Origin of the sequence: Sphingomonas cynarae (assembly GCF_039537815.1) — a bacterium.
Lineage (GTDB): Bacteria > Pseudomonadota > Alphaproteobacteria > Sphingomonadales > Sphingomonadaceae > Sphingomonas > Sphingomonas cynarae.
Window position 1 is genome coordinate 155683 of record NZ_BAABBF010000006.1, and the last position, 25856, is coordinate 181538.

Annotated in this window: 27 protein-coding genes; 18 read left to right on the forward strand and 9 right to left on the reverse strand. The window is 67.6% G+C overall.

Translation table 11 applies throughout. The features are described 5' to 3' along the window. Position 1: 1 nt before the first annotated feature. Complete coding sequence (locus tag ABD719_RS13745; protein WP_344693952.1) at positions 2–1486, reverse strand: replicative DNA helicase; 1485 nt, start codon at positions 1484–1486, stop codon at positions 2–4. Positions 1487–1572: 86 nt separating this feature from the next. On the opposite strand from ABD719_RS13745, the gene ABD719_RS13750 reads away from it, so the two are divergent. From ABD719_RS13750 to ABD719_RS13780, 7 genes are all read left to right on the forward strand, one after another. Continuing rightward, positions 1573–2055: a UPF0262 family protein gene (locus tag ABD719_RS13750; RefSeq protein WP_344693953.1), complete on the forward strand. Its 483-nt coding sequence runs from the start codon at positions 1573–1575 to the stop codon at positions 2053–2055. A 40-nt stretch (positions 2056–2095) separates the two neighbouring features. Next, the gene (locus tag ABD719_RS13755; RefSeq protein ID WP_344693954.1) at positions 2096–2563 is read left to right on the forward strand and encodes a cytidine deaminase; all 468 of its coding nucleotides are present in this window, start codon (positions 2096–2098) and stop codon (positions 2561–2563) included. Positions 2564–2719: 156 nt separating this feature from the next. After that, positions 2720–2917 (forward strand): preprotein translocase subunit SecE, encoded by a 198-nt coding sequence (secE, locus tag ABD719_RS13760; protein ID WP_192129882.1) that lies wholly within the window; start codon positions 2720–2722, stop codon positions 2915–2917. 13 nt (positions 2918–2930) lie between these two features. Then, positions 2931–3467, forward strand: a complete 537-nt coding sequence (gene nusG, locus ABD719_RS13765) for a transcription termination/antitermination protein NusG (RefSeq protein ID WP_192129883.1) — start codon at positions 2931–2933, stop codon at positions 3465–3467. A gap of 218 nt (positions 3468–3685) precedes the next feature. Further along, complete coding sequence (gene rplK / locus ABD719_RS13770) at positions 3686–4117, forward strand: 50S ribosomal protein L11 (protein ID WP_192129884.1); 432 nt, start codon at positions 3686–3688, stop codon at positions 4115–4117. A 3-nt stretch (positions 4118–4120) separates the two neighbouring features. Beyond that, positions 4121–4813, forward strand: a complete 693-nt coding sequence (gene rplA / locus ABD719_RS13775; RefSeq protein ID WP_192129885.1) for a 50S ribosomal protein L1 — start codon at positions 4121–4123, stop codon at positions 4811–4813. Between the two features lie 281 nt (positions 4814–5094). Next, entirely contained in the window at positions 5095–5619 is a 525-nt protein-coding gene (locus ABD719_RS13780; RefSeq protein ID WP_344693955.1) for a YaiI/YqxD family protein, read from the forward strand. Positions 5620–5752: 133 nt separating this feature from the next. On the opposite strand, the gene ABD719_RS13785 is transcribed toward ABD719_RS13780, so the two are convergent. Further along, positions 5753–6607: an oxidoreductase gene (locus tag ABD719_RS13785; protein WP_344693956.1), complete on the reverse strand. Its 855-nt coding sequence runs from the start codon at positions 6605–6607 to the stop codon at positions 5753–5755. An 86-nt stretch (positions 6608–6693) separates the two neighbouring features. On the opposite strand from ABD719_RS13785, the gene ABD719_RS13790 reads away from it, so the two are divergent. Next, a complete protein-coding gene (locus ABD719_RS13790; RefSeq protein ID WP_344694036.1) occupies positions 6694–8340 on the forward strand; it encodes a thiamine pyrophosphate-binding protein in 1647 nt (548 codons plus the stop codon). Between the two features lie 186 nt (positions 8341–8526). On the opposite strand, the gene ABD719_RS13795 is transcribed toward ABD719_RS13790, so the two are convergent. Together ABD719_RS13795 and thiS are read right to left on the reverse strand one after the other, a co-directional pair. Continuing rightward, entirely contained in the window at positions 8527–8709 is a 183-nt protein-coding gene (locus ABD719_RS13795) for a CsbD family protein (RefSeq protein ID WP_344693957.1), read from the reverse strand. A 100-nt stretch (positions 8710–8809) separates the two neighbouring features. Further along, positions 8810–9817 carry a sulfur carrier protein ThiS gene (gene thiS / locus ABD719_RS13800; protein WP_344693958.1) on the reverse strand — a complete coding sequence of 336 codons (1008 nt, stop codon included), beginning with the start codon at positions 9815–9817 and terminating at the stop codon, positions 8810–8812. 161 nt (positions 9818–9978) lie between these two features. On the opposite strand from thiS, the gene aroQ reads away from it, so the two are divergent. The 8 genes from aroQ to glnA all read left to right on the forward strand — a co-directional run bounded on the left by aroQ (position 9979) and on the right by glnA (position 15386). Continuing rightward, positions 9979–10425 (forward strand): type II 3-dehydroquinate dehydratase, encoded by a 447-nt coding sequence (gene aroQ / locus ABD719_RS13805; RefSeq protein WP_192129224.1) that lies wholly within the window; start codon positions 9979–9981, stop codon positions 10423–10425. Between the two features lie 34 nt (positions 10426–10459). Further along, positions 10460–10942 (forward strand): acetyl-CoA carboxylase biotin carboxyl carrier protein, encoded by a 483-nt coding sequence (gene accB, locus ABD719_RS13810; protein ID WP_192129227.1) that lies wholly within the window; start codon positions 10460–10462, stop codon positions 10940–10942. Continuing rightward, positions 10942–12294: an acetyl-CoA carboxylase biotin carboxylase subunit gene (accC, locus tag ABD719_RS13815; protein ID WP_344693959.1), complete on the forward strand. Its 1353-nt coding sequence runs from the start codon at positions 10942–10944 to the stop codon at positions 12292–12294. Before accB ends, accC begins: the two co-directional genes overlap by 1 nt. Positions 12295–12298: 4 nt before the next feature. Then, complete coding sequence (locus ABD719_RS13820) at positions 12299–12799, forward strand: hypothetical protein (protein WP_344693960.1); 501 nt, start codon at positions 12299–12301, stop codon at positions 12797–12799. Continuing rightward, positions 12796–13113: an ArsC/Spx/MgsR family protein gene (locus ABD719_RS13825; protein WP_344693961.1), complete on the forward strand. Its 318-nt coding sequence runs from the start codon at positions 12796–12798 to the stop codon at positions 13111–13113. Before ABD719_RS13820 ends, ABD719_RS13825 begins: the two co-directional genes overlap by 4 nt. Before the next feature lie 151 nt (positions 13114–13264). Next, complete coding sequence (locus ABD719_RS13830) at positions 13265–13603, forward strand: P-II family nitrogen regulator (RefSeq protein ID WP_056528474.1); 339 nt, start codon at positions 13265–13267, stop codon at positions 13601–13603. After that, the gene (locus tag ABD719_RS13835) at positions 13587–13925 is read left to right on the forward strand and encodes a DUF6968 family protein (protein ID WP_344693962.1); all 339 of its coding nucleotides are present in this window, start codon (positions 13587–13589) and stop codon (positions 13923–13925) included. The genes ABD719_RS13830 and ABD719_RS13835 overlap by 17 nt, the downstream gene beginning before the upstream one ends. Before the next feature lie 36 nt (positions 13926–13961). Next, positions 13962–15386: a type I glutamate--ammonia ligase gene (gene glnA, locus ABD719_RS13840; RefSeq protein ID WP_344693963.1), complete on the forward strand. Its 1425-nt coding sequence runs from the start codon at positions 13962–13964 to the stop codon at positions 15384–15386. Positions 15387–15513: 127 nt separating this feature from the next. Here glnA and ABD719_RS13845 read toward each other — a convergent pair whose 3' ends face one another. Both ABD719_RS13845 and ABD719_RS13850 read right to left on the reverse strand, forming a co-directional pair. Continuing rightward, positions 15514–16842 (reverse strand): GGDEF domain-containing response regulator, encoded by a 1329-nt coding sequence (locus ABD719_RS13845; RefSeq protein ID WP_344693964.1) that lies wholly within the window; start codon positions 16840–16842, stop codon positions 15514–15516. A gap of 124 nt (positions 16843–16966) precedes the next feature. Continuing rightward, positions 16967–17950 carry a quinone oxidoreductase family protein gene (locus ABD719_RS13850; RefSeq protein ID WP_344693965.1) on the reverse strand — a complete coding sequence of 328 codons (984 nt, stop codon included), beginning with the start codon at positions 17948–17950 and terminating at the stop codon, positions 16967–16969. Between the two features lie 122 nt (positions 17951–18072). On the opposite strand from ABD719_RS13850, the gene ABD719_RS13855 reads away from it, so the two are divergent. After that, positions 18073–18333 (forward strand): AbrB/MazE/SpoVT family DNA-binding domain-containing protein, encoded by a 261-nt coding sequence (locus ABD719_RS13855; RefSeq protein WP_344693966.1) that lies wholly within the window; start codon positions 18073–18075, stop codon positions 18331–18333. Then, positions 18333–18731 (forward strand): PIN domain-containing protein, encoded by a 399-nt coding sequence (locus tag ABD719_RS13860; protein WP_344693967.1) that lies wholly within the window; start codon positions 18333–18335, stop codon positions 18729–18731. The genes ABD719_RS13855 and ABD719_RS13860 overlap by 1 nt, the downstream gene beginning before the upstream one ends. Here ABD719_RS13860 and ABD719_RS13865 read toward each other — a convergent pair. The 3 genes from ABD719_RS13865 to ABD719_RS13875 are packed head-to-tail and all read right to left on the reverse strand — an operon-like array spanning position 18725 to position 25643. Further along, entirely contained in the window at positions 18725–22837 is a 4113-nt protein-coding gene (locus tag ABD719_RS13865) for a translocation/assembly module TamB domain-containing protein (protein ID WP_344693968.1), read from the reverse strand. The genes ABD719_RS13860 and ABD719_RS13865 overlap by 7 nt on opposite strands. Beyond that, positions 22837–24840: an autotransporter assembly complex protein TamA gene (locus ABD719_RS13870; protein ID WP_344693969.1), complete on the reverse strand. Its 2004-nt coding sequence runs from the start codon at positions 24838–24840 to the stop codon at positions 22837–22839. The genes ABD719_RS13865 and ABD719_RS13870 overlap by 1 nt, the downstream gene beginning before the upstream one ends. Positions 24841–24884: 44 nt before the next feature. Beyond that, positions 24885–25643, reverse strand: coding sequence for a class II aldolase/adducin family protein (locus ABD719_RS13875; RefSeq protein WP_344693970.1), 759 nt, complete (start codon positions 25641–25643; stop codon positions 24885–24887). Between the last annotated feature and the right edge of the window lie 213 nt (positions 25644–25856).

Consider the following 25856-nt stretch of genomic DNA (forward strand, 5'->3'; position numbering starts at 1 on the left):
CTCAATATCCCGCATAATCCGAGAAGCGGGTGATCGTCGGATCGAACTTCATCGTCACCTTGCCGGTCGCGCCGTGGCGCTGCTTGGCGACGATCAGTTCGGCGAGGCCCGCGGCCGCCTGATAGCGTTCGCTCCACATCGCATGCTTGGTCTGCACATCGGCGCTGCTGCCCGCGGTCGGCATCTCCGGCTCGCTCATCGCCAGGTAATAATCGTCGCGATAGACGAACCAGACCATGTCGGCGTCCTGCTCGATCGATCCCGATTCGCGCAGATCGGACAGCATCGGCCGCTTGTCCTCGCGGCTTTCCACCGCGCGGCTCAACTGCGACAGTGCCAGTACCGGCACGTTCATGTCCTTGGCCAGCGTCTTCAGCCCGCGCGAGATTTCGGAGATTTCCTGCACGCGGTTGTCGCTTTTGGTGCCCGAGGTCAGCAGCTGGAGATAGTCGACCACCACCAGCCCGATCTCGTTATTGTGTCGCCGTTGCAGGCGCCGCACGCGGGTGTGCAGCGCACTGATGCTCAGGCCACCGGTATCGTCGATGAACAGCGGCAAATTCTCCAGCTCCGCCGCCGCCGCCGCCAGTTGCCCGAATTCTGTGCGGCTGATCTTGCCCATGCGCAGCGATTCGGAACTGATCTGTGACTGTTCGGCCAGAATACGCGTCGCCAGCTGGTCCGCGCTCATTTCCAGGCTGAAGAACGCGACCTTGGCGCCAACCGAATCGGCCGGGGCGATCCCGTCCGCCATGTCGCGCATCCAGCGCCGCGCCGCGTTGAACGCGATGTTGGTGGCGAGCGACGTCTTGCCCATGCCCGGTCGCCCGGCGAGGATCATGAGATCGCTGTGATGCATGCCGCCGATCTTGGCGTTGATCGAATCGAGCCCGGTCGTCACGCCCGACAGGTTGCCGCCCGAATTGAGCGCACGTTCCGCCATCTTGACCGCCATCGTCGTGGCCTGGGCGAAGGTCTTGGTCGCGTTCTCTGCCCCGCCGTCGCCGGCCACCTTGTACAGTTCCTCCTCCGCCGCCTCGATCTGCGCGCGCGGGTTCACCGCCTCTGACGTGTCCATCGCCCGGTCGACCAGCGTGCGCCCCACCGTCACCAGCGCGCGCAGCATCGCCAGATCGTAGATCTGCTGCGCGAACTGCCGCGCGCCGATCAGCCCCGCGCCCGATCCCGTCAGTCCGGCCAGATAGGCGGGACCACCCAGTTCGCGCATCCCCTCGTCCGCCTCGAACATCGGGCGCAGCGTGACGGGTGTCGCCAGCATGTCGGCGGCGCGTAGCGTCTTGATCGCAGCGAACACGCGGCCGTGGACGGGTTCGAAGAAATGCACCGGTTCCAGCCGGTCGACCAGATCGTCGGCCAGCCGGTTGTCGATCATCATCGCGCCGAGCATCGCGGCCTCCGCCTCGACGTTGCGGGGAAGCTGGGGCGCGACGGGGGTCGTGGGTGCGGGGAATGCGAGGGTTGCCATGCCCGGCCCATACCCCCGCGACTCCATCGCTTCAAAGGCCATGTGACGATCAGTGACAGTTTGCGGACACGCCGCTATCCGGGGGCATGGCCGATCCGCGCATCATCGCCGTCGAACTGGACGAGGGCAGCATCGGCTGGCGATCGGCCGATGTCGATCAGGAACGCCGCATCGCGATCTTCGACCTGATCGAACAGAATCATTTCGCGCCGCAACGGGTCCATGCCGATGGCTATGCCGGCCCGTACCGGATCAAGCTGCAGACCGAGGAAGGCCGTCTCGGCATCCACATCCACCGCGAGGATGGGTCGCACCTCGAAACGCTGGTCCTCGCGCTCGGGCGGTTTCGCCGGCCGATCAAGGATTATTTCGCGATCTGCGACAGCTATTACCAGGCGATCCGCCGCGCCACGCCGCAACAGATCGAAACCGTCGACATGGCACGCCGGGGTGTTCACAACGAGGCGGCCGAGATGCTGCGCGAACGGCTGGAAGGCAAGATCGAGGTCGATTTCGACACCGCCCGCCGCCTGTTCACGCTGATCTGCGTCCTCTACCTGCGCGGCTGATCGCCGCCGACATTCGTAAACCGGAACCTCGACCTACATCATGACCGATCCCACCGCTTCCGACCCCGCCGTGACCGCGCTGGTGCAGGCCGCCCGCGTCGCGGCGCTGAATGCCCATGCTCCCTATTCGCGCTTCGCGGTCGGGGCGGCGTTGCTGATGACCGACGGCAGCATCGTCACCGGCGCCAATGTCGAAAATGCCAGCTACGGCCTGTCGCTCTGCGCGGAGACGGTCGCGATCGCCACCGCCGCCGCCGCGGGTCGCCTGCGCGACGTGGCGGCGGTGGCGGTGATCGGCGGCGCGATGGACGATGCCGGCCGCCCCACCGGCACCGTACCGGTCAGCCCGTGCGGCCGCTGCCGTCAGGTGCTGAACGAGGCGGCACAGCTCGGCGGTCGCGACCTGCCCGTGCATTGCGGCGCGGCGGAGGGCGATGCGATCCGCAGCCACCGCCTGTCCGACCTGCTGCCCCACGCCTTTGGCCCCGCCGACCTCGGCATCGCGTGACGATGCCCGCACCCTTGCGCATCGGGCGCGAGGGGATTAAGTGGCGGCCTATCCGACAGCGAGGATGATCCCCCGCGCCGGTTCCCCTGACAAGGGAAACGGCGGCTGGGTTCATGTCTCCCGATCGACCAAACAGATTAGCGGGCGTGACGGTACGTGGCGAAGACGACCCCCATGGAGTTCATCAACCAGGTCAAGACGGAGACCCGCAAGGTCACCTGGCCGACCTGGAAGGAAACGTGGATGACCGGCCTGATGGTCGTCATCATGACCACGATCCTCGCCCTGTTCTTCCTGGGTGTCGACTCGTTCTTCAACGCGGTGGTCAACGCCCTGCTCAAGCTCGCGCAGTAAGGAACAACGCACGATGGCGCGCTGGTACATCATCCACGCCTATTCGGGCTTCGAGGGCAAGGTTCGCGACGCGATCATGGCGGAAGCGACCCGGCTCGGGCTCGACCGTCTCGTCGAGCAGATCGAGGTGCCGACCGAAACCGTGACCGAGGCCCGCCGCGGCAAGAAGATCGCGGTCGAACGCAAGTTCATGCCCGGCTACGTCCTCGCCAAGCTCGATATGACCGATCAGGTCTATCACCTCGTGAAGAACACGCCGAAGGTGACCGGCTTCCTCGGATCGATGGGCAAGCCCCAGGCGATCAGCGAATCCGAAGCGACGCGGATGCTGAATTCCAAGGAAGAAGCCGCCGCCGCCCCGAAGACCAAGGTCAAGGTGGATTACGAGATCGGCGACGCGGTCAAGGTGCTGGAAGGCCCCTTCGCCAGCTTCAACGGCACCGTGGAATCGCTCGACTTCGACAAGTCGAAGGTATCGGTGTCGGTATCGATCTTCGGCCGCGCCACCCCGGTGGAGCTCAACTTCGAGCAGGTTGAGCGGAGCAAGTAGGGCAAAGCCTTACTTGCGAACGCCGGCCGGCGGGCCGCGAAAACGGTCCCGTTCCGACGTCACGATGCGGCTTTGCCGCAACGTGGCCATTGGCGCTTGACCTTGCCCCCCACCGCGCTTTCGTCTAAGCGCGCCCCCTTCCCGTGCATCTGCACCGGATAGCCTCGCGGGAGGACGTTCGCGTCCGTTCGAACCGCTAAACTTGGAACAGAGAGACAATGGCAAAGAAGATCACAGGTTACATCAACCTGCAGGTTCCTGCCGGCGATGCGAAGCCCGCCCCGCCGATCGGGCCGGCGCTGGGTCAGCGCGGCGTGAACATCATGGAATTCTGCAAGGCGTTCAACGCGTCGACGACGGATATCGCCAAGGGAACGCCGATCCCCACGAAGATTACCGTCTATGCCGATCGTTCGTTCAGCTTCGAGACGAAGACGCCGCCGGCAACCTTCCTCATCAAGCAGGCCGCCGGCCTGAAGTCGGGCTCGAAGGAGCCGGGCAAGGTGTCTGCGGGCAAGATCGCGCGCTCCAAGCTCGCCGAGATCGCACAGGTCAAGATGAAGGACCTGAACGCCAACGACATCGAGGCGGCGACGAAGATCATCGAAGGTTCGGCCCGCGCCATGGGCCTCGAAGTTACGGAGGGCTGATCCATGGCCAAGCTGAGCAAGAAGCAGAAGGCGAACGCCATCAACCCCGAGACGCTGCACGGCGTCGACGAGGCGATCGCACTGGCCCGTTCGAACGCCACGTCGAAGTTCGACGAGACGATCGAGGTCGCGCTGAACCTGGGTGTCGATCCGCGTCACGCCGACCAGATGGTCCGCGGCGTGGTGAACCTGCCCAAGGGCACCGGCAAGACGGTGCGCGTCGGCGTGTTCGCGCGCGGCGCGAAGGCGGACGAGGCGCGTGAGGCCGGGGCCGACGTGGTCGGCGCCGAAGACCTGATGGAGATCATCCAGGGCGGCACGATCGATTTCGATCGCTGCATCGCGACCCCGGACATGATGGGCGTCGTCGGTCGCCTCGGCAAGGTGCTGGGTCCCAAGGGCCTGATGCCGAACCCGAAGCTGGGCACCGTGACGATGAACGTCGCGCAGGCCGTCAAGGACGCCAAGTCGGGTCAGGTCGAATACCGCGTCGAAAAGGCCGGCATCATCCATTCCGGCATCGGCAAGGCATCGTTCCCGGCTGAGGATCTGCGCGCGAACTTCGACGCGCTGGTCGATGCGGTCGTGAAGGCCAAGCCGTCGGGCGCGAAGGGCAAGTATGTCCGCAAGATCGCGCTGTCGTCGACGATGGGCCCCGGCATCCGCGTCGACACGGCGGAAGTCGCAGGCGCGTAAGCCGAAGCGGGGCGCGCGGTACAAGCCGCCCGCCGCTGCGCCAAAGGCGCACGCGCACGGCCGGCCAGCGCGGGTATAACCCGCGACTGACGGCATGGGATTTACTCCCATGCCGGCCCTTGCCGGATAGAATGAAAGGGCCGGGCTAAACCCCGGCCCTTTTCGCATGGATCGCCCGGTTCGCCGCCATCGCCGGATCGCCTTGCCCGACCCCATCCCGTCATTGCGAGCGCAGCGAAGCAATCCAGAGCCCCGCGCATGACGCCCTGGATTGCTTCGCTATGCTCGCAACGACAGCATGGCGGCTTCACGCCACTAGGCTCCAAGACCTCAAAACAGAGAGGCCCGTCATCCCCGACCCCCGCCGTATCCTCGTCGATGCCGATGCCTGCCCGGTAAAGGACGAAATCTACCGCGTCGCGTGGCGGATCGGCGTCGCGGTGGTCGTCGTCAGCAACCAGCATCTGCGCGTGCCCGCCCATCCCCTCGTCTCGCGCATCGTCGTCAGCGACGGGTTCGATGCCGCCGACGACTGGATCGCGGAGGCGGCGGATGCGAAATCGGTCGTCGTCACCGCCGACATCCTGCTTGCCGATCGCTGCCTGAAAGCGGGCGCGACGGTGTTGTCGCCGACCGGCAAGCCCTTCACCACCGCCTCGATCGGCGGCGCCATCGCCACCCGCGCGATCATGGCCGATCTGCGCGCGGGCGGCGATCAACTGGGCGGCCCCGCCCCCTTCGCCAAGGCGGACCGTTCCCGCTTCCTCTCCGCGCTCGATGCGGCGCTGGTGAAGCTGAACCGGTAAGGCACGATGACGTGAAACCCGCCCATCCGTCATTGCGAGCGTAGCGAAGCAATCCAGGGCGTCACGCACTGGGCTCTGAATTGCTTCGCTACGCTCGCAACGACGGGGCGGATCAGACCAATGTCATCCTGCTTCAGGCTTCATCGGCCGGAAAATCGGTCGCCACGCTCGCCGCCCGCCGGCTCTCGATTTCGGCCAGCCGGGCGCGCAGGCGATCGGTCACCGCGTCCATCCCGAACGCGCCCAGCACCATGTGCCGGGGTGGCGTCTCTTCCTCGGCCAGCGCGATCATCGCCGCCGCCGCGCGCACCGGGTCGCCGGGTTGGGTGCCGCTATACCCCCTGGTTGAATCCAGCCGCGCCCCGGCGGTGTCCGCATAGGCATCGATCCGCACCGGCGTCTGGCGCAGCGACCGGCCCGCCCAGTCGGTGCGGAACGGCCCCGGCTCGACGCAGGTCGCGCGGATGCCGATCGGTGCCCCCTCCGCCGCCAGCGCATCGGTAAAGCCCTCCACCGCATGTTTCGACGCGGCATAATAGCCCGACCCCGGAAAACCGACGAGCCCGGCGACCGAGGTGATGTTGATGACATGGCCGCTGCCCCGCGTCCGCATCCCCGGCAGCACCGCCCGCGTCAGCGCGAACAGGCCGAACACGTTCGCCTCGAACTGTGCGCGGATTTCGTCGTCCTCGCCCTCCTCGATCGACGCCTGATAGCCATAGCCGGCATTGTTCACGAGCACGTCGATCCGCCGGAACCGTGCCTCCGCCGCGGTCACCGCCGCCGCGACCTGTGCCGGATCGGTCACGTCGAGCGCCAGCGCCAGCACACGGTCGTCCGCACCATCGGCCAGGTCGGCGACCCGTGCCGCATCGCGCGCGGTCGCCACGACGCGCCAGCCGCGCGCCAGCACCCGCTCGGCCAGGGCGCGGCCGAAGCCGGTCGAACAGCCGGTGATGAACCACACGGGATCGGCAGGAAACGTCATCATTTTTGTCCTTGTCGTCAGGCATCGCCAATGATCGCCGCCCCGCCCCGGTTCCCGCATCCGCCGCCATCGTCTATCGTGCCGCGATGACCCAGCGCACCGGCGGCCGCCTCCTTGTCGATCAACTCGTGGTGCAAGGGTGCGATCGTATCTTCACCGTACCCGGCGAGAGCTTCCTGGCGGTGCTCGACGCGCTGCACGACACGCCCGCGATCGATCTCGTCACCTGCCGGCAGGAGGGTGGGGCCGCGTTCATGGCCTGTGCGGACGGCACGCTGACCGGGCGGCCCGGCATCGCGTTCGTCACCCGTGGCCCCGGCGCGACCAACGCCTCGATCGGCGTGCATGTCGCGATGCAGGACAGCCGGCCGATGATCCTGTTCATCGGCGATGTCGATCGCGCCACCCGCGACCGTGAGGCGTTTCAGGAGATCGACTTCGCCGCGATGTTCGCGCCAATGGCGAAATGGGCCGCCCGGATCGACGACGCGGCGCGCATCCCCGAATATGTCGCGCGCGCCTATGCCACCGCGATGAACGGCCGCCCCGGCCCCGTCGTGCTGGCGCTGCCGGAAGACATGCTGCTCGACCGGGTCGAGGCAGCCGACCGGCCACGGGTGGAGCGGCTCGCCCAGCCGGCCGATCCGATCGCGATGGCGCAGCTCGCCGCTCTGCTCGACGCGGCCGAGCGTCCTGTCGCAATCATTGGGGGCGCCGATTGGAACGACGCGGCCGCGCGCGGCGTCGCCGACTGGGCCACCCGCAGCGACATCCCGCTGGCCGCCGCGTTCCGCCGGCAGGATGCGGTCGCCAATGATTGTCCGGTCTATGCCGGCAATCTCGGCTACGGCCCCGCGCCTGCCTTGGTCGAGCGGGTCCGCGCCGCCGACCTGTTGCTGGTGATCGGCGCCCGGCTGGGCGAGGCGACGACGGACGGCTACACGCTGGTCACGCCGGACCATCCCGGCCAGCGCCTGATCCATGTCCATCCCGATCCGCACGAACCCGGCATGGTCTATCGCACCGATCTGCCCATCTGCGCCGGCATGGCCGATTTCGCCGGGGCGCTCGCCGCGATCGACCTGTCGCCCCGTGCCGAAGGGGCGGCGGCCCATGCCGCATGGCTCGACTGGTCCACCCCCGCCCCGCGTGCCGGCGTGACGCTCGATCTCGGCCCCTGCGTCGCGACGATGCGCGCGGTGCTGCCCGCCGATACGATCATCTGCAACGGCGCGGGCAATTACTCCGGCTGGTGGCACCGTTACTGGCATTATGCCGGACCGGGGACGCAACTGGCACCGACTGCCGGGGCGATGGGCTATGGCTTGCCCGCCGCAATCGCCGCCGCGCTGCGCCATCCGGGCAGGAGCGTCGTCGCGCTGGCGGGGGACGGGTGTTTCCTGATGAACGGACAGGAACTCGCCACCGCCGTCCAGCATGGCGCCGACCTGCTCGTCGTCATCGTCGATAATGGCGGCTACGGCACGATCCGGATGCATCAGGAGCGGGAGTTTCCCGGCCGGATCGCCGGCACGACCCTCACCAACCCGGATTTCGCCGCGCTGGCACGCGCCTATGGCGGATGGGCCACAACGGTCGAACGCACCGAGGATTTCGCCCCCGCCCTTGCCGAGGCACAGACGCTGTCAGGCGTCCGGGTGCTGCATTGCCGCACCGATATCGAGATCATCACCAACCGCACCACGCTGTCGGCGATAGCGGCGAGGGGTTGACCCGATATAACTCGTCATTGCGAGCGTAGCGAAGCAATCCAGAGCGTCATGACATTACCTCTGGATTGCTTCACTATAGTCGCAACGACGAATTAGCCGGACGACATCTTACTCAAAGCAACACCCCCAAATAAAAAAGCCGCCTCGGTTTCCCGGGACGGCTTTTTCAGTCAGTCAACGTCAAGATCAGATCTTGTCGCCGAGTGCACCCTTGACCGAACCCTTGACGTCCTGCCCGGTGCCCTTGACCTGCTGCGCTTCGCCCTCGGCCTGCAACCGCTCGTTATCGGTGTGCTCGCCGATCGCTTCCTTGACGTTGCCGACGACCTTGTTGGCTGCTGCTGCAACCTTGTCCGTGAACTCACCCATGAGAGCCTCCGTTATTTTGCCGACACGCCCACCGCATCGGCTTGATCTGGTTTAAATAACGGCCGGGTTGGGGCAGGGTTCCGTGACAATTGCGTAACGTTCAGATCAGGCCGGCAAGCGGGCTGGACGGATCGGCATAGCGCCGCATCCCCATCCGTCCCGCCCGGTACGACAGCCGTCCCGCCTCCACGGCGGCGCGCATCGCGGCGGCCATCATCACCGGGTCCTTCGCCTCGGCGATGGCGGTGTTCATCAGCACGCCGTCACAGCCCAGCTCCATCGCCACCGCCGCGTCGGAGGCGGAGCCGACCCCGGCATCGACCAGTACCGGCACCCCTGCTCCTTCCACGATCAGGCGGATGGTGACGCGGTTCTGAATACCCAGCCCCGATCCGATCGGTGCGCCCAGCGGCATGATCGCGACCGCGCCGGCATTCTCCAGCCGCTTCGCCGCGATCGGATCGTCGACGCAGTACACCATCGGCAGGAAGCCCTCGTTCGCCAGTATCTCGGTCGCGCGCAGCGTCTCGACCATGTCGGGGTACAGCGTCTTCGCTTCGCCCAGCACCTCCAGCTTCACCAGATCCCAGCCGCCCGCCTCGCGCGCCAGCCGCAGCGTGCGGATCGCCGATTCGGCATCGAAGCAGCCGGCGGTGTTGGGCAGATAGGTGATGCGCTTCGGATCGATGAAGTCGGTCAGCATCGGCGCGTTGGGGTCGGACACGTTCACCCGCCGCACCGCCACGGTCACGATCTCCGCGCCCGATGCCTCGACCGCCGCCGCGTTCTGCGCGAAGTCCTTGTACTTGCCGGTGCCGACGATCAGCCGCGACCGGAACGTCCGGCCTGCGACGGTCCAGCTGTCCTGCGTGACCGGGGCGACGTGATCGCCACCACCGACGAAATGCACGATCTCGATATCGTCGCCATCCTCGACCAGCACGTCCGCCAGCGTCGATCGCGGCACTACCTCCAGGTTGCGCTCGACCGCCACCTTCTCCACCACCAGCCCCATCTCGGTGGCCAGTTGCGCCAGCGTCAGCCCGGCGCTGATACGCTTGTGTTCGCCATTCACGGTGATCGTCACGGTGCCGTCGCTATGGGCCATGTCGCGTTCCCCCCGGTCGCTTCGAGCGGAAGTCGAGAAGCACCGGTCATCTGTAGGGCCGACCCGCATGGACACATGTCTCGACTTCGCTCGACACGAACGGGTAGAAGACCTGCGATCTAGGGGCGCGGTCCGCGCCCCGCAACCGAAAGCGCCCCGACATGGCCGAAAACGCCACCGGCCCCATCTATGTCCTGAACGGTCCGAACCTCAACCTGCTCGGCCTGCGCGAGCCGGAAATCTACGGCCATGACACGCTCGACGACATCGCCGGGATGCTGGAAGACCGCGCCCGCGAACTCGGGCTGGAGATCGACCTGCGCCAGTCCAATCACGAAGGCCATCTGGTCGACTGGCTGCACGAGGCGCAGGCACGCCGGGCAAAGGCCGTGCTGCTGAACGCCGGGGCCTTCACCCACAGCTCGATCGCGATCCACGACGCGATCAAGGCGGTGACGACCCCGGTGATCGAGGTTCATCTGTCGAACCCGCATCGGCGGGAAGAATTTCGCCATATCAGTTACGTGGGACGCGCGGCGAAGGGGACGATCGCGGGTTTCGGGGCGCAATCATATATGCTGGCGCTTGAAGCCGCCGCCCGCTTCTGACAGACGCCCGCGCTTGACAAGGGGAAGGGTCACCATGACCGACGTTAAACCGAACGGCCCGATGCAGATCGATGTCGACCTCGTCCGCCAGCTCGCCGAGCTGCTGGATACGACGCAGCTGACCGAGATCGAGGTCGAGGACAAGGACCGCAAGATCCGTGTTGCGCGCAAGGCGCCACCGGCCGCCGCGGCACCGATGCACTATGCGCCGGCACCGCCCGCCGCCGCGCCGATCCCGGCCGCCGTCACCGCCGAGGTCGCGGCCTTCGCGCCGACTGCCGCGGTCGATGCGGTAAAATCGCCGATGGTCGGCACCGTCTATCTGTCCGCCGAACCTGGCGCGAAGCCGTTCGCCGGCGTCGGCCAGACCGTGGCGGCGGGCGACACGTTGCTGATTGTGGAGGCGATGAAGGTGATGAACCCGATCCTCGCCCCCACCGCCGGCGTCGTCCGTCAGGTGCTGGTCGAAAACGGCCAGCCGGTGGAATTCGACCAGCCGCTGATCGTGGTCGAATAATGCCGCAGATCAAGAAGCTGCTGATCGCCAACCGTGGTGAGATCGCCCTGCGTATCCACCGCGCCTGTCATGAAATGGGCATCAGGACGGTGGCGGTCCATTCCACCGCCGATGCTGATGCGATGCATGTGCGCCTCGCGGACGAGGCGATCTGCATCGGGCCGCCGGCGGCGACCGACAGCTATCTCAACATCCCGAACATCATTTCCGCCGCCGAGATCAGCGGTGCGGACGCGATTCATCCCGGCTACGGCTTTCTCAGCGAGAATGCCCGGTTCGCCGAGATCGTCGAGATGCACGACCTGATCTTCATCGGCCCCAAGCCCGAACATATCCGCACGATGGGCGACAAGGTGGAGGCGAAGCGGACCGCCGGCGCGCTCGGCCTGCCGCTCGTGCCCGGCTCCGACGGCGCGATCTCCGACGTGGCAGAGGCGAAGGTGCTGGCCGCCGACATCGGCTATCCCGTCATCATCAAGGCGGCGTCGGGCGGCGGCGGGCGCGGCATGAAGGTCTGCAATTCGGAAGACCAGCTCGAAACGCTGATGCAGCAGGCGGGGACGGAGGCGAAGGCGGCGTTCGGCGACGCGACCGTCTACATGGAGAAATATCTCGGCAACCCGCGCCATATCGAATTCCAGATATTCGGCGACGGTAACGGGCAGGCGATCCATCTGGGCGAGCGCGATTGCTCGCTCCAGCGCCGCCACCAGAAGGTGCTGGAGGAGGCCCCCTCCCCGATCATCACCCCCGCCGAGCGCGAGCGGATGGGCGGCATCGTGGCGAAGGCGATGGCCGACATGGGCTATCGCGGCGCGGGCACGATCGAATTCCTGTGGGAAGCCGGCGAGTTCTACTTCATCGAGATGAACACGCGCCTCCAGGTCGAACATCCCGTCACCGAGATGATCACCGGCATCGATCTGGTCCGCGAACAGATCCGCATCGCGGAGGGCAATCCCCTGTCGGTCCGGCAGGACGAGGTGCGCTTCTCCGGCCATGCGATCGAATGCCGCATCAATGCGGAGGACCCGCGCACCTTCATGCCCTCGCCCGGCAAGGTCACGCATTTCCATGCGCCCGGCGGGATGCATGTCCGCGTCGATTCCGGCCTGTACGCGGGTTACAAGGTGCCGCCCTATTACGACAGCATGATCGCCAAGCTGATCGTCTACGGCACCACCCGCGACCGCTGCATCGCCCGCCTGCGCCGCGCGCTGGAGGAATTCGTGATCGAGGGGATGAAGACCACCATCCCCCTCCACCAGCAGTTGATCGAGGACCCGGAATTCCAGGCGGGTAGCTACACGATCAAATGGCTGGAGGATTGGCTCGCCAAGCAGGACGCCTGACGGGATGCGGCGATACTGGTGGCTCGCCGGCCCGCCCCTGCTGCTGGCGATGTCGCTGAAGGTCGGCTCGTCGATCGAGGACCCGGTCCGCGCGCTGACCGGCCATTACCTCAGCCGGACCACCGATCCGCAGGGCAAGCGGGTGGACAGCGTGGTGGAGATCGTGCCGATCGCCGCCCGCCACGCCTATGTCCATTTCGACCTTCACGCGCCCGACGGCGCGCGGTGCGAGCTGACGGGGATCGCCGATGCGGTCGGCCCGGCGCTGATCTACCGCGCGTCGCGCCACAGCAGCGCGCCGCAATGCCGGATCACGATCCGCCGGCAGGACGGGCGCCTGACCTATGTCGATGCGGGCGATACCTGTGCCTCGCTGTGCAGCGCGCGCGACGGGTTCGACGGCAGCATGGCGTGGGGCACCCGGCGGCGGATCGCCGATTCCGCCAGGTTGCGCACCTCGCAACCGTTCCTCGATGCGGTCGAGGAATGGCGGCACCTGCGATGAAGGCGACGATCTGGCACCATCCGCGTTGCTCCAAATCCCGTGCCGCGCTGGCGCTGCTGCACGCGGCCGGCGCGGACGTGACCGTGATCGATTACGTGAAGACCCCGCCCACCGCCGACGACCTTGCCCGCCTCTATGCCCGTGCCGGTCTGACGCCGCGACAGGGGCTGCGCGGCGATGCGCCGCCGCTCGCCGACGATACGATCCTCGCCGCGATGGCGGCCGACCCGACGATCATCGAGCGTCCCCTGGTCGAAACCGAACGCGGCGTCGTCCTCGCCCGCCCGCCCGAACTGGTCCGGCGCATCCTGTGATGCCGCAACTATGGGCAACATCCTTTGGAATGCCCGGTTTTCGGGCACCGTCATCATCGCCGATCCGGGCTTGCCGCAGGCAGGCGCGACTGGCACGTAGTCTGCATCGTCCATCATCGGGGCGAGGATCGAACATGCACCGGGGGAAGCCGTGAAGAAGGTCGAGGCCATCATCAAGCCGTTCAAGCTGGATGAGGTGAAAGAGGCGCTGCACGAGATCGGCGTATCCGGCATCACCGTGACGGAGGCGAAGGGCTTCGGCCGGCAGAAGGGGCATACCGAGCTGTATCGGGGTGCCGAATATGTCGTCGATTTCCTGCCCAAGGTGAAGCTGGAGGTCGTGGTCGAGGATGCCTTGGCCGACCGCGTGGTCGAGGCGATCGCCGCGGCCGCGCAGACCGGCCGGATCGGCGACGGCAAGATCTTCGTGATCCCTGTCGAGGCCGCGCTCCGCATCCGCACCGGCGAACGCGATGAAGCCGCTATTTAACGGCGATGACGTCGTTGCCCGGAGAATTTTCGAAAGTGAGGCCGGGCCTGTTGAGCTTCGCATCCACCGGCCTCAACCGTGGCCTTCTGATACCGTCGAGCGTGAGCCCGATTGGGTCTGCTGGTACTCCATCCATTTTCCAGGAGGTGAAATCAGGCAGGGCGGCGTAGCCGGGGTCGACAGCATTCAGGCGATGCTACTTAGCTTCGCCTCCGCCGCAGGCGCCCTGAGGTATGTCGGGGATGGAACATCGACACGCCGCCCACCGCTGCAATGGCTTGACGACGATGACCTCGGATTGACGATCAACCATTTTGATTGAGGTGCCGCATCTGCGGCAAGAGCAAGGAAAGAACACATGGCTGTCACCGCAAACGACATTCTGAAGCGGATCAAGGAAGAGGAGATCGAGTGGGTCGATCTGCGCTTCACCGATCCCAAGGGCAAGTGGCAGCACCTGACCATGGTCGCCTCGCTGCTCGGTGAGGACGAGTTCACCGACGGCCTGATGTTCGACGGTTCCTCGATCGAGGGCTGGAAGGCGATCAACGAGTCGGACATGACGCTGATGCCCGATCTGGAGGCGGTCTATACCGATCCCTTCTCGGCGACGCCGATGCTGATCGTGTTCTGCGACATCGTCGATCCGTCGACCGGCGAACTCTACGCCCGCGATCCCCGCTCGACCGCGAAGCGCGCCGAGGCGTATCTGAAGACCACCGGCGTCGGCGACACCGTCTATGTCGGCCCGGAAGCCGAATTCTTCCTGTTCGACGACGTGCGGTTCGAGAACAGCTATTCGACCAGCTATTACAAGATCGACGACATCGAGCTGCCGGGCAATTCGGGCCGCGAATATGGCCGCGAATATGAAGGCGGCAACATGGGCCACCGCCCGCGCGCCAAGGGCGGCTACTTCCCCGTCGCGCCCGTGGACAGCGCCGTGGATATCCGCGGCGAGATGGTGTCGACCATGATCGAGATGGGCCTGCCCTGCGACAAGCACCACCACGAGGTTGCCGCCGCACAGCACGAACTGGGCCTGACCTTCGGCACGCTGACCCAGACCGCCGACCGGATGCAGATCTACAAGTACGTCGTCCACCAGGTCGCGCACGCATACGGCAAGACGGCGACGTTCATGCCCAAGCCGATCAAGGAAGATAACGGCTCGGGGATGCACACTCACTTCTCGATCTGGGAAGGCAAGAACCCGCTGTTCGCCGGCAACGGCTATGCCGGCCTGTCGGAGATGTGCCTGTATTTCATCGGCGGCATCATCAAGCATGCCAAGGCGGTCAACGCCTTCACCAACCCGTCGACCAACAGCTACAAGCGGCTGGTGCCGGGTTACGAGGCACCGGTGCTGCTCGCCTATTCGGCGCGCAACCGCTCGGCCTCGTGCCGCATCCCCTACGGCACCGGGCCGAAGGCGAAGCGCGTCGAAGTGCGCTTCCCCGATGCGCTCGCCAACCCCTATCTCGCCTATGCGGCGCTGATGATGGCGGGCATGGACGGCATCCTGAACAAGATCCATCCTGGCGAGGCGATGGACAAGAACCTGTACGACCTGCCGCCCGCCGAACTGGCGCAGGTGCCGACCGTCGCCGGTTCGCTCCGCGAGGCGCTCGACTGTCTGGAAGCGGATCACGACTTCCTGCTGAAGGGCGACGTGTTCTCGAAGGACCAGATCCACTCCTTCGTCGAGATCAAGCGTTCGGAAGTCGCGCGTTGGGAAATGACCCCCAGCCCGGTCGAATACGACATGTACTACAGCGGCTGAGGCGTAGGGCGCACGCGGGCAGCGCAGCTGCTTGCGAGACGCCCGAGCCCGACCGACGGCGCGGCTCTGCCGCGACGCTGACACGGTAAAAGGGCGTCCGGAGCGATCCGGGCGCCCTTTTACCGTGTCAGCCCGCGCCCCACAGCGCCGCGTCATAGGTCACGCGGTTCCGGCCACCGCCCTTGGCCATGTAGAGCAACTGGTCGGCGGCGTTCAGCGCATTGTCCAGCCCTTCGCCGGGATGGATCGCCGCAACGCCGAGCGATGCGGTCACCGACAGGACGCTCCGGTCGGTCGAAGCCGCGATCGCCTCCCGCAGCGCCTCGCAGCGCGCCTGCACGGCGGCGCTGTCGATCCGGCTGAAGATGATGATGAATTCCTCCCCCCCGAACCGGGCGGAGACGGCGTCGCCATGATCGCAGCAGTCGCGGATCGCCGCCGCGACCCGCTTGATGACCTGATCGCCCACGTCATGGCCGTAACGGTCGTTCACCGCCTTGAAATGGTCGATGTCGAGGATGGCGATATATCCCTCGTCCCCCGTCGTGCCGAGTTCGACCACGATCGGATGCGCCCGCTCGAAAAAGGCACGACGATTGTACAGGCCGGTCAGCGGGTCGCGCTCCGCCAGAAAGCGAAGGTGCCTGATCTGCGCCAGCGTCTCGATATTGCTCTCGATCCGGTAACGCACTTCTTCCGCGATGAAGGGACGATAGACGAAATCGGACGCCCCCGCCTTCAGGAACGAGGCGGAGAGGAACGGGTCCGACGAACCGGAGATGCCGATGATCCGCAGCCGGTCCGCCGGGTGGCGGGCACGGATGCGCTGCGTCAGTTCATGCCCGTCCATATCGGCCATGTGATGATCGGTGATGACCAGTTCGATATCGTCGTTCTCGGCCAGAATGCGCAAGGCATCGACGCCCGATGCCGCCTCGAATATCCGGTAGTTCTGACGGCGCAGCAGGTCCGCCAGCACCGATCGCCCGCTTGCCATGTCGTCGACGATCAGCACCGGCGGCGGCAGCGTGTCGACGAAGCGCGCCACCGTCCGCACCACCTGCGCGATGGTATCGTCGGCGTCCTTGTAGAAATAATCGACGATATTGGGCGAGGTGAACCGCTCACGCACCTTGCGGTCGAGCGTCGCGGTGAACAGCACGGTCGGCACGTCGGCATCGGCCAGTAGATCGAGGATTTCACCCGCAGGCGCATCGGGCAGGCTGGTACCGGTGATCGCCAGCGCCGGCTGCCGCTCCTCCAGCGCCGCGGCGGCGGCGGCATAGCTGCGGAACCAGCTGACCTCTGCGGTGGTCTTCGCCTTGATCCGGCCCTGCAGCAACAGGCCCATCGCCACCGATTCCTCGATCAGGAACACCTCCGGCGTGCTGCCGGGCCGGTAGCCGGGGGACCGGTCCAATTGCGCCTTGCGATCGAGTTCCCGAAAACGGGTCATGCTGGCTCCATCATCCCCACGGGTGTCCGGCCGTCCCGGCCCCGATGGCCATGTCCGGCAAGGCGTAGACACGATGTCCTGCCAACTGGTTACCAGCTTGATATGTGGCAACTTTGCCTGTGCCCTATGGCATCATCACCGTGCTGCCGTGCGTATCGCCCGCTTCCATCGCCCGATGTGCCTCGGCGGCATCCGCCAGCGCGAAGCTGCGACCGATCGTCGGCCGGATCGCCCCGCGCGCCAGCATCGCGAACACCCGGTCGGTCATCGCCTGCCGCTCCGCCTGGGTCCGGGCATAATCGAACAGGGTCGGCCGCGTCACGAACAGCGATCCCTTCGCCGCCAATATGCCGAGATTGACTCCCTCCACCGCACCGGAGGCATTGCCATAGCTGACGATCATCCCGCGCCGTGCCGTCGCCGCCAGCGACACGTCCCAGGTCGCCTTGCCGATCCCGTCCAGCACCACGTCGGCACCATGACCATCGGTCAGTTCGCATACGCGGGCGGCGACATCTTCCTCCCGGTGCAGCAGCACGTGATCGGCACCCGCCGCCCGGGCGATATCGGCCTTGCCCGTGGTACCAACGCTGCCGATCACCGTCGCGCCGATCGCCTTCAGCCAGCCGACGAGCAGATGCCCCACCCCGCCCGCGGCGGCATGGACCAGCACGGTCTGCCCCGGCTGCACTCCGGCGCATTGCTCGATCAGCATCGCCGCCGTGCCGCCCTTCAGCAGGAGCGCCGCCGCCGTCCGGTCGTCGACCGCGTCCGGCAGATGCACCAGTTCGCCGACCACGACGTTGCGCGCGGTGGCATAGGCGCCGCGCGACGGCCCGAACGTGCCCACCCGGTCGCCAACGCGGAATCCATCGCTCCCCTCGCCGACCGCCTCCACCACGCCGGCCGCTTCCGATCCCAGTCCGCCGGGCAGTTCGATCGGATACAGTCCGCTACGGTGATAGGCATCGATATAGTTCAGCCCCACCGCGCTCGATCGCAACCGCACCTCTCCCGGTGCCGGCAGGGGCAGGTCGACATCCACCCATTCGATCACCTCGGGGCCGCCGGTGCGCGTGATCCGCGCGACGCGGGCTGACTGGTCCATCACCATCGTCCTTCCATCATGATCGTGGCCGCGAAACGCCGCGTGCCTGCCACCGGTTGCGCCACTCGCTGGGCAAGCGTTACGGCAAGGCGTATATACCGGACTATACGGGAGTGCAGCCGATGGGTGCGATCGAAACACGGACGTTCAGGAGCGGCAACAGCGTCGCGGTGCGCTTGCCCAAGAGTTTTGGCCTGCCTGCGGGCACGATGGTGACGATGGAGCAGGTCGGCGATACGGTGATGGTCAAACCTGCCGTCGACGCAGATGCCGAAAAAGCCAAGGTAAGCGAACTGATTCGCAGGCTGCGGTCAATCGGACCGATCACGCCGATTGAAGAACGGGCACCGATCGAATTTCCGGATCGCACAGGTATGGAATAATGTACCTGATCGATACGAACATCGCGATCTACCTTCGTGATGTCGAAGCGACGATAACGGAGCGGGTGGAGCGATTGGCCGTAACCCCGGCAATATCGATCCTTAGCTGGGTGGAACTGGAAGCAGGCGTTCATCGCGATCCCGTCAATGCCCATAGACGTCGCGTCAATCTTGACTCACTTCTTCAACTATTGCCGATGCTCGATCTGGATGGAGACACGGTCATCACCTATGGCCGTATCGTAGCCTCCTGCGGCTTTTCCCGCCCCAAGATCATCGACCGGCTGATCGCCGCCACCGCACTGGTCAACGACCTGACGCTCATTACCGTCAACGCCGCCGATTTCCACGACATCCCTAGTCTGCGGCTCGAACCCTGGCCCGCCCCGGTTCAGTAGTCGCGCGATACCCGCACGTTGACGCTCTGCCGCCCCAGCGTCGAGATGCTCGACAACAACGACAGCCAGCGCGTCACCTGGAACTCCACCTGTGTCGCGGAATAGCCCTGTCCATCGGTCACGATCTCCGCATACAGCCGCCGCGTCACATATTTGCCCGCCGCGATCGACGTGCCCTGCCCGGTCTGCGGATCGGCCGGCAGGATGCGCAACCGGTCCAGCCCCGCCGCGCGGCGCACCGCGTTGATCGGGTTCAGCCCGCCGCCGCTGTCCTGCAACGCCGCCACCGCGGCGGCCAGTTGCAGCGCCTCGGGCGCGGACAGGTTGGTGATCGAGGTACCGAACAGCAGGCGTGACAGCAGTTCGTCCTCGGGCAACGCCGGCACGCTGGCGAAACCGATCTCGGGCTTCATCGCGGTGCCCGTCACCCGGATGGAGGCGTTCAGGCCGGTGGTGTTCGCATTCGCCTCGATATCCAGCGACGGGTTGGCGGGCGTCTCGCCGCCGAAGCGGATGATGCCACGCGACAGTTCGAACTCGCGCCCGGCGAATTCGTAATCGCCCCGGATCAGCCGTGCCTGCCCGGTGATCGCCGGATTGTCGGGCGCGCCGCCGATCTGCAGGTTGGCGGACCATTCGCTGGTCAGGCCCAGCCCCGTCACCGCCACGGCGTTGCGCGCCCGCGCGTTCAGCGCCAGCGTCCACGGCGTCGCGGGCCGATCGTCGGTGTCGTCGCCACCCGGTACGTTGATCTCGCGCACGTTCAGCGGCGGCGCGGCGGTGGCGGCGGTCGCCTGCCCCAGCCGATACCGCGCCTGATCGAGCGTCACGTCGCCCGAAATGGTGCCGCCCGTGCCCGTGGAGGCGAAGCGCAGCGGCCCGGATACGGTCGCGCCGATATCGTCGCGGGCGATCAGCACCGCATGGTCCGCCTGCATCCGCAGGTCCAGCCCGACGCCGCCACGGCCCGCCAGATCGAACTGGCCCGATCCCGTCACCCGGCCACCGCGACCGGCATCGGCGGCGAACCGGTCGATGGCGAGCCGCGATCCCGCAAAGCGTCCGCTGGTCTGCACGTTGGTCAGCAGCGTGCCCGTCGTCGCGCTTTCGATCCGGGCCGCGCTGGTCTGCAACGCGCCGCGGATAAGCGGTGCGGACAGCCGGCCGGTCACGTCCGCGCCGATCGATACCGGGCCGGACAAGTCGAACAGCTCCACCCCCGTCAACCGCCACAATGCGTCTGCCGGGCCGGCATAGCGCAGTTGCGCGAACAGCCCCGCGCCCGCCAGCCGCTGCGTCAGCGTCCCCTGCCCCAGCGGCGCAAGCTGCGCCTGCGCCCGTCCGATCGTCTTGCCGCCCGCCGCCATCACCGCGCGCAATCCCGCCCGGTCGGCGCGCAGCACGCCCGCCATCGCCACGTCGATCGGGGTGGAGTTCAGCACCAGTCCGGCACGGGTCAGCCCCCGCACGGTCATGTCCATCCGCCCGGTCGGCGCACCGCCCGCCGGCGTGGCCAGCGTCAGCGTGCCCGATGCCGATCCGCCCAGCCCCAGTCCCGGAAACCCGATATCGAGGATGGTCAGCGGCATCGTGGTGACGCCGGCCTCGACGCTGGTGCCGGCCTCGCTCCACCGGCCCGCCAGCCGCGCCTCGCCGCCGGCGAAGGTCAGCCGAGTCGGCTGCACGCGCCAGCCCTCGCCCTCGCGCACGATCACCGCCGGCTCCAGGAGCCGGATCGGCCGCCGGTCCAGTGTCCCTTGCGCATTCACGGTGAAGCCATCCGCGCGCACCTGCGTCACCGTCTGGATATCGAACGAGCGTCCGCGCGACCCGGCGATCGCCGCCCGCGCCTCGCCGATGCCGTCCACCAGCTTCGCGGTCCCGGCAAAGCGCGCCAGCAATAGCCCGCCATAGCGCAAGCCCTGTCCCTGCGCGGTCAGGTCCAGCACCGGCCCGGCGGGGTTCAGCCGCACCGATCCGTCCAGCCGCCCCTGCCGCAGCGTCGCGCCGTCCAGTTGCGCGCCCCGCGCCGCCAGATGCAGGTCGATCCGCTGCACCGCGCCCTCCGGCCGGAACGTCAGGTCGCCCGTCAGCGCGCCCGTCATCGCGATGCGTCCGTCGAAGCCGCCATCGACGATCGCCAGCCGGCCGCTGCCCCGCGATCCCGCCACCTCGACCGTATCGATGCCGATGCTCGCCTGCCCGCCGCTCGGCAGCAGGATCGCGCCCCGCCCCCGGAACGACCCCAGCCGCGATTGCCCCTCGGCCATGAAGGCGAAGCCCTGCGGCGTCGGGTCGAGATGCGCCCGCACGTCGCGCAGGCCCAGCGTCGCATTGGGGCTGGCGAAGCGCAGGTCCAGCGTCGGCCGCTCGATCCGCCCGTCCAGCACCAGCGACACCGGGCCATAGGTCGCCTGCCGCCCCGCCCCCTCGAAATGGAACGTGCCGTCGCGCCGGCGATAACCGTTACCCGCCAGCCGCAGCGACGGCGCGGTCAGCACCAGACCGGTGAAGTGCAGCACGCCGTCCGATGTCCGCTCCAGCCCGGTCGTGATCCGGGGCAATCCCCCCGCGAGGGAGCGGAAGAAGGCGTTGTCCAGCCGCCGCACCTGCGCCTCGCCCCGCCCGGCGATCCGCGTGCCGCGCCCGCCCGGCCCCGGCACCACCTGCAACCGCGACTGCACGTCGACCACGCCGATGCCGGGGATCAGATACCGGCCCAGCGCCCCGCCCAGTCCGATCTGATAGCGACCGGTCCGCAAGTCCAGCGCCAGCGTGATCCGCCCCTGCAACTTGTCGGACCGCAGCCGCAGCGCGTCGCCCGTCAGCATCGGCGGGGCAAGGCGCAGCGTGCCGTCGACGCTCAGGTTACGCAGGATGCCGCCCGCGACATCGCCCACCCCCGTCACCCGCGCCGCCGCCAGCCGGATCGGCACCGTCACCGGCATCGGCGACCAGCGCCCGGCGCCGCCGATCCGCACCCGGTCGAACCCGGTGTTGTCGAACGCCAGCCGTTCCGCCGTCAGCCGGTAATCGTAGCGGACCCGGTCGAACGCCCCGTCCAGGATCGCGCGCAGTTCGATGCCCCGCCCGCTCATGTTGGGAAACAGCGCAGCGGGCCGCAGCAATCGTGCCCGCACCCGGACGTTGCGATACACGCTCGCCGCCAGATCGATCTCGCCCGTCGTCGTCACCGCCAGCGCCGCCGATCGCAGCCCCAGCTGCCCTGCCAGCCGCCGGTTGGCATAGGTCGCCGCCCCTTCCACCAGCACGCGTGGTGCGGTCAGCCGCTGGCCCTTGCCGGTCAGGAAACGCGACGGCGCGGCTGTCCCCGCCAGCGTATAGCGCCCCGCGGTCGCACTCAGCGCGAGATCCAGCACCGATGCCCCCGCCGCCCGCGCCACCGCCCGGCCGCGCCATGCCGCCCAGCGCCCGTCACCGTCCACGGTCAGCGTCACCGGCCCGTTCACCCGCACCGCGCTCGCCAGCACGCCGCCCGCCGCCCCCGCCGCCGCGACATCGATCTTGAACGTGTCGCGCGCCGGCTCGGCATCGATCGCCACGCGCAGCCGGTCGCTGCCCGCCACCGTCGCCGCCAGCGTTACCATCGCCCGGCCAGACCGGATATCCGCCCGGCCCGCCAGCCGTCCGATCCGCTCCCGGCCCGACACCGGTGGCGCCAGCACCAGCCGGTCGATGGCGAGGCCGCCGATACGGATGTCGAAATCGGGCAGGATCGGCCCGCGCCGCCCGGTCTTGCGGGTATGCGGCACATGCTCCAGCCGCGCCGTGGGCACCGCCAGTTGCTCGATCGCCAGTTCGCCCGTCAGCCAGCGCCACGGCGCCCAGTCCAGCGCCACTTCGGGCGCGCTGAACAACAGGCCGTCCAGATCATAGACGCGCAGGTCGCGCAGCCGCGTCGCGCCGTACACCGATCCGTCGATCCGCCCCACCGCGAAGCGCAACCCGTTGGCGGTCCTGATCGTGCCGATTCGCTCGGCGACCAGCCGGTGACCCCAGCCGGTATCGACCAGCACCAGCGCCAGCGCGACGATCGTCGCCAGCAGCGTGACGGTGCCGGCGATCCAGTGCCTGATCCGTCGCATCAAAAGGCCTGCCCCAGCGACACGTACACCGCGATCCGCGAATCCCCCGGCTGCCGGTTCAGCGGCGTGCCGACGTCCAGCCTGATCGGCCCGAAATTGGAATAATAGCGCACGCCCAGCCCCGCGCCGTAGCGCAGGCCGCTGAACCCCGGCAGCGGATCGGTGTAGATGTTGCCGGCATCGACGAACGGCACGATCCCGAAATTGCCGAAGGCGCGGATGCGCGCCTCGACCGCGAATTCGGTCAGGCTGCGGCCGCCGATCGGATCGTTGTTGGGATCGCGCGGCCCGATCGACTGGAACCCATAACCGCGCACCGATGCGCCGCCGCCCGCATAAAAACGCCGCGACGGCGCCACCGCGTCGCGCGGCGCCCCGACGATCGTGCCCAGCCGCGTCCGCGCCGCCAGCACCACGCCGTCATGCACCGTGCGATAGACGCTGGCGTCGATCTGGGTGCGCGCATACCCGAACACGTCGCCCTGCAACGACGCCTCCGGGCTCAACCGCCCGCCCAGCCGGAATCCGCGCGTGGGGTTCAGCAGATCGTCGGTGCCGTCATAGATCAGGCTGGTCGGCAGCGCGCCGATGAAGAAGGTCCGTCGCCGCCGCTGCCCGGTCGATACGATCACGTCGCGCTCGTCCGACGCCAGCAGCTCCGCCCCCAGCGACCATGTCCATGTCTTCTGGAAGAAGATGTTGGTCTGCCGTTCCAGCGCACCGGACAGCGAATAGGTTCTCGCGTCGTATGCGTCGCGGTTCTGGTGCGCGGCGGCGGCCTGCACGGTCAGCACCCGGTCGCGCGCCTGGAAATTGTTGCGGCGATAGACCAGCGACGACAATTGCTCGCGCGTGCCCAGCACCGACCGGATCGTCAGTGCGCCTTCGGGGGGAAACAGGTTGCGGTGCGTCCAGCTCAGTTCCAGCCGTGCACCCTCGCCGGTGCCGTACCCCGCCTCGCCCGCTACGGTGCGGGGCGGCGCCGGGTCCAGCTTCACCGCGATGTCGACGGTGCCGGGCGCCGCGCTTTCCACCGGGCGCAACGTCACCTGCGATACCAGCCCGGTCTGGATCAACGCCCGGCGCAGATCGTCCAGTCGCGCCTGATCGAAGGGTTGGCCCCGGTCGAACCGGGCGATCTCGGCGACATGGTCCGGCCCGAACACGCGGTTGCCGGGCAGCGCGACGATATCGCCGAACCGCCGCGCGCCGCCCGGCGCCACCGCCAGATCGAGCGTCGCGGTCTTCGCCGCGCGGTCGACGACGATCGCCGGCTCGTCGATCCTGGCGAAGGGAAATCCCTCGCGCCCCGCCGCCGCCGTCACCGCCGCCTGCCCCGCGACCACCGCATCGGCATCCACCGGATCGCCCGCCTTCACCGCGAAGGCGCGGGTCAGGTCGGCCGCCTTGTCCCCCGCCGCCGCCACGCCCGCCAGCGTCACGCCCGTGAAGCGGTACAGCCCGCCCGGTGCCGCCTCCAGCACCACCTGCATCCGCGTGCCCGGCGTCACGCCCCCTTGCTCGACCCGCGTCGCCACCGTCGCATCGTAATAACCCTGCGCGCGCAGCAGCGACACCAGCAGCGCCGCATCCTCGCGCGCGCGCCGGTCGAGTTGCGCGGCGTTGGCGGGGTTGCCGTCATTGGCGTCCAGCGTCGAATTCTCCGCGAACCGCTGGCGCAGCAGCGGTGTCGACACCGCGTCGATCCCCTCGATCCGCCAGTCGTAGCGGCGCTCGGTCGTCACGTCGGTGCCCGCCACCTGCACCGTCGCGGGTTCGACCGGCAGATCGGGCCATTCCACCCCGATATCGGGCAGGTTCGCCAGCGGGGCGTCGGGATCGATCGCCTGCGGGTCGATCGATCCGATGCCCTGTTGTGGGGAGGGCGATCCGATGCCCTGCGGAGCGGGCGCACCCCCGCCCTGCGCCGCGAGGGGCGATGCGGCCAGGGCAAGGCAGGCGGCAGAGGCCAGCCGGCCTGCCCGCCGGACGCGGAAGTGCATGTCGCCCCCCTAGCGTCGCGACCGCGCGGAAGACACCCCCAACCTCAGTCGCGCCAGCTGCGGTCCCGCCGGTCGACCAGCCGCACCATCGCCGCGAAATCCGCAGCACCGGGGCCGCCGGGCACCTGCGCCATGTGCAGGTCGCGCTGGTGTACCGCCACCACCTCCGGCGCGACCTCCAGCGGCGTGCCCATCGACAGTGTCGCCAGCTGGATCTCGCACGCGCGCTGCAACGCCCAGTGCTTCACGAATGCCTCGGGCAATGTGCGCCCCATCACCAGCATCCCGTGGTTGCGCAGGAACATGATCCGCTTCGACCCCATGTTCCGCACCAGCCGCTCGCCCTCTTCGGACCGCACCGTCACGCCCTCGAAATCATGATAGGCGATCTGCCCGGCGAAGTTGCAGGCATAGAAGTTGATCGGCCTCAAACCGCCTTCCAGCGCGCTCACCGCCATGCCGGCGGTGGTGTGGGTGTGCATGATGCAATGCGCGTCGGGCAGATGACGGTGGAACACCGCATGCTGCACGAACCCCGCCCGGTTGACCGGATAGGCGCTGTCGCCCAGCACGTTGCCGTCGATGTCGATCTTGACCAGGCTCGATGCGGTCACTTCGGAGAAATGCAGCCCGAACGGGTTGATGAGGAACGCGCCTTCCTCGCCCGGCACCTTCAGCGTGATGTGGTTGTAGATCATCTCGGACCAGCCAAGCATGTCGAACACCCGGTAACAGGCGGCCAGTTGCTGCCGCGCCTCCCATTCCGGGGTCGCGACCGGGCTGGACGCAGGGGCGGTGGCCATGGCGTTTCTCTCCTGATTTTTTATCGCCCGGTTATCGCATGCCGGGAAACAGGTTTCCAGCACTGCCGCCCTGCCGCCCCGCCCCTCCGGCGTGGAAACCCATCCGTCCGTCATTGCGAGCGCAGCGAAGCAATCCAGGGCCCGGTGCGTGACGCTCTGGATTGCTTCGCTACGCTCGCAATGACGGAACGGGGACGGCGCTGGCGATAGGGA

Excerpts from the sequence above, each read along its gene's own strand:
- ABD719_RS13745 (WP_344693952.1), bottom strand. The coding sequence starts at position 1,486 with ATGGCAACCCTCGCATTCCCCGCACCCACGACCCCCGTCGCGCCCCAG.
- ABD719_RS13750 (WP_344693953.1), top strand. The coding sequence starts at position 1,573 with ATGGCCGATCCGCGCATCATCGCCGTCGAACTGGACGAGGGCAGCATC.
- ABD719_RS13755 (WP_344693954.1), top strand. The coding sequence starts at position 2,096 with ATGACCGATCCCACCGCTTCCGACCCCGCCGTGACCGCGCTGGTGCAG.
- nusG (WP_192129883.1), top strand. The coding sequence starts at position 2,931 with ATGGCGCGCTGGTACATCATCCACGCCTATTCGGGCTTCGAGGGCAAG.
- rplK (WP_192129884.1), top strand. The coding sequence starts at position 3,686 with ATGGCAAAGAAGATCACAGGTTACATCAACCTGCAGGTTCCTGCCGGC.
- rplA (WP_192129885.1), top strand. The coding sequence starts at position 4,121 with ATGGCCAAGCTGAGCAAGAAGCAGAAGGCGAACGCCATCAACCCCGAG.
- ABD719_RS13780 (WP_344693955.1), top strand. The coding sequence starts at position 5,095 with ATGCTCGCAACGACAGCATGGCGGCTTCACGCCACTAGGCTCCAAGAC.
- ABD719_RS13785 (WP_344693956.1), bottom strand. The coding sequence starts at position 6,607 with ATGACGTTTCCTGCCGATCCCGTGTGGTTCATCACCGGCTGTTCGACC.
- ABD719_RS13790 (WP_344694036.1), top strand. The coding sequence starts at position 6,694 with ATGACCCAGCGCACCGGCGGCCGCCTCCTTGTCGATCAACTCGTGGTG.
- ABD719_RS13795 (WP_344693957.1), bottom strand. The coding sequence starts at position 8,709 with ATGGGTGAGTTCACGGACAAGGTTGCAGCAGCAGCCAACAAGGTCGTC.
- thiS (WP_344693958.1), bottom strand. The coding sequence starts at position 9,817 with ATGGCCCATAGCGACGGCACCGTGACGATCACCGTGAATGGCGAACAC.
- aroQ (WP_192129224.1), top strand. The coding sequence starts at position 9,979 with ATGGCCGAAAACGCCACCGGCCCCATCTATGTCCTGAACGGTCCGAAC.
- accB (WP_192129227.1), top strand. The coding sequence starts at position 10,460 with ATGACCGACGTTAAACCGAACGGCCCGATGCAGATCGATGTCGACCTC.
- accC (WP_344693959.1), top strand. The coding sequence starts at position 10,942 with ATGCCGCAGATCAAGAAGCTGCTGATCGCCAACCGTGGTGAGATCGCC.
- ABD719_RS13820 (WP_344693960.1), top strand. The coding sequence starts at position 12,299 with ATGCGGCGATACTGGTGGCTCGCCGGCCCGCCCCTGCTGCTGGCGATG.
- ABD719_RS13825 (WP_344693961.1), top strand. The coding sequence starts at position 12,796 with ATGAAGGCGACGATCTGGCACCATCCGCGTTGCTCCAAATCCCGTGCC.
- ABD719_RS13835 (WP_344693962.1), top strand. The coding sequence starts at position 13,587 with ATGAAGCCGCTATTTAACGGCGATGACGTCGTTGCCCGGAGAATTTTC.
- glnA (WP_344693963.1), top strand. The coding sequence starts at position 13,962 with ATGGCTGTCACCGCAAACGACATTCTGAAGCGGATCAAGGAAGAGGAG.
- ABD719_RS13845 (WP_344693964.1), bottom strand. The coding sequence starts at position 16,842 with ATGACCCGTTTTCGGGAACTCGATCGCAAGGCGCAATTGGACCGGTCC.
- ABD719_RS13850 (WP_344693965.1), bottom strand. The coding sequence starts at position 17,950 with ATGGACCAGTCAGCCCGCGTCGCGCGGATCACGCGCACCGGCGGCCCC.
- ABD719_RS13855 (WP_344693966.1), top strand. The coding sequence starts at position 18,073 with ATGGGTGCGATCGAAACACGGACGTTCAGGAGCGGCAACAGCGTCGCG.
- ABD719_RS13860 (WP_344693967.1), top strand. The coding sequence starts at position 18,333 with ATGTACCTGATCGATACGAACATCGCGATCTACCTTCGTGATGTCGAA.
- ABD719_RS13865 (WP_344693968.1), bottom strand. The coding sequence starts at position 22,837 with ATGCGACGGATCAGGCACTGGATCGCCGGCACCGTCACGCTGCTGGCG.
- ABD719_RS13870 (WP_344693969.1), bottom strand. The coding sequence starts at position 24,840 with ATGCACTTCCGCGTCCGGCGGGCAGGCCGGCTGGCCTCTGCCGCCTGC.
- ABD719_RS13875 (WP_344693970.1), bottom strand. The coding sequence starts at position 25,643 with ATGGCCACCGCCCCTGCGTCCAGCCCGGTCGCGACCCCGGAATGGGAG.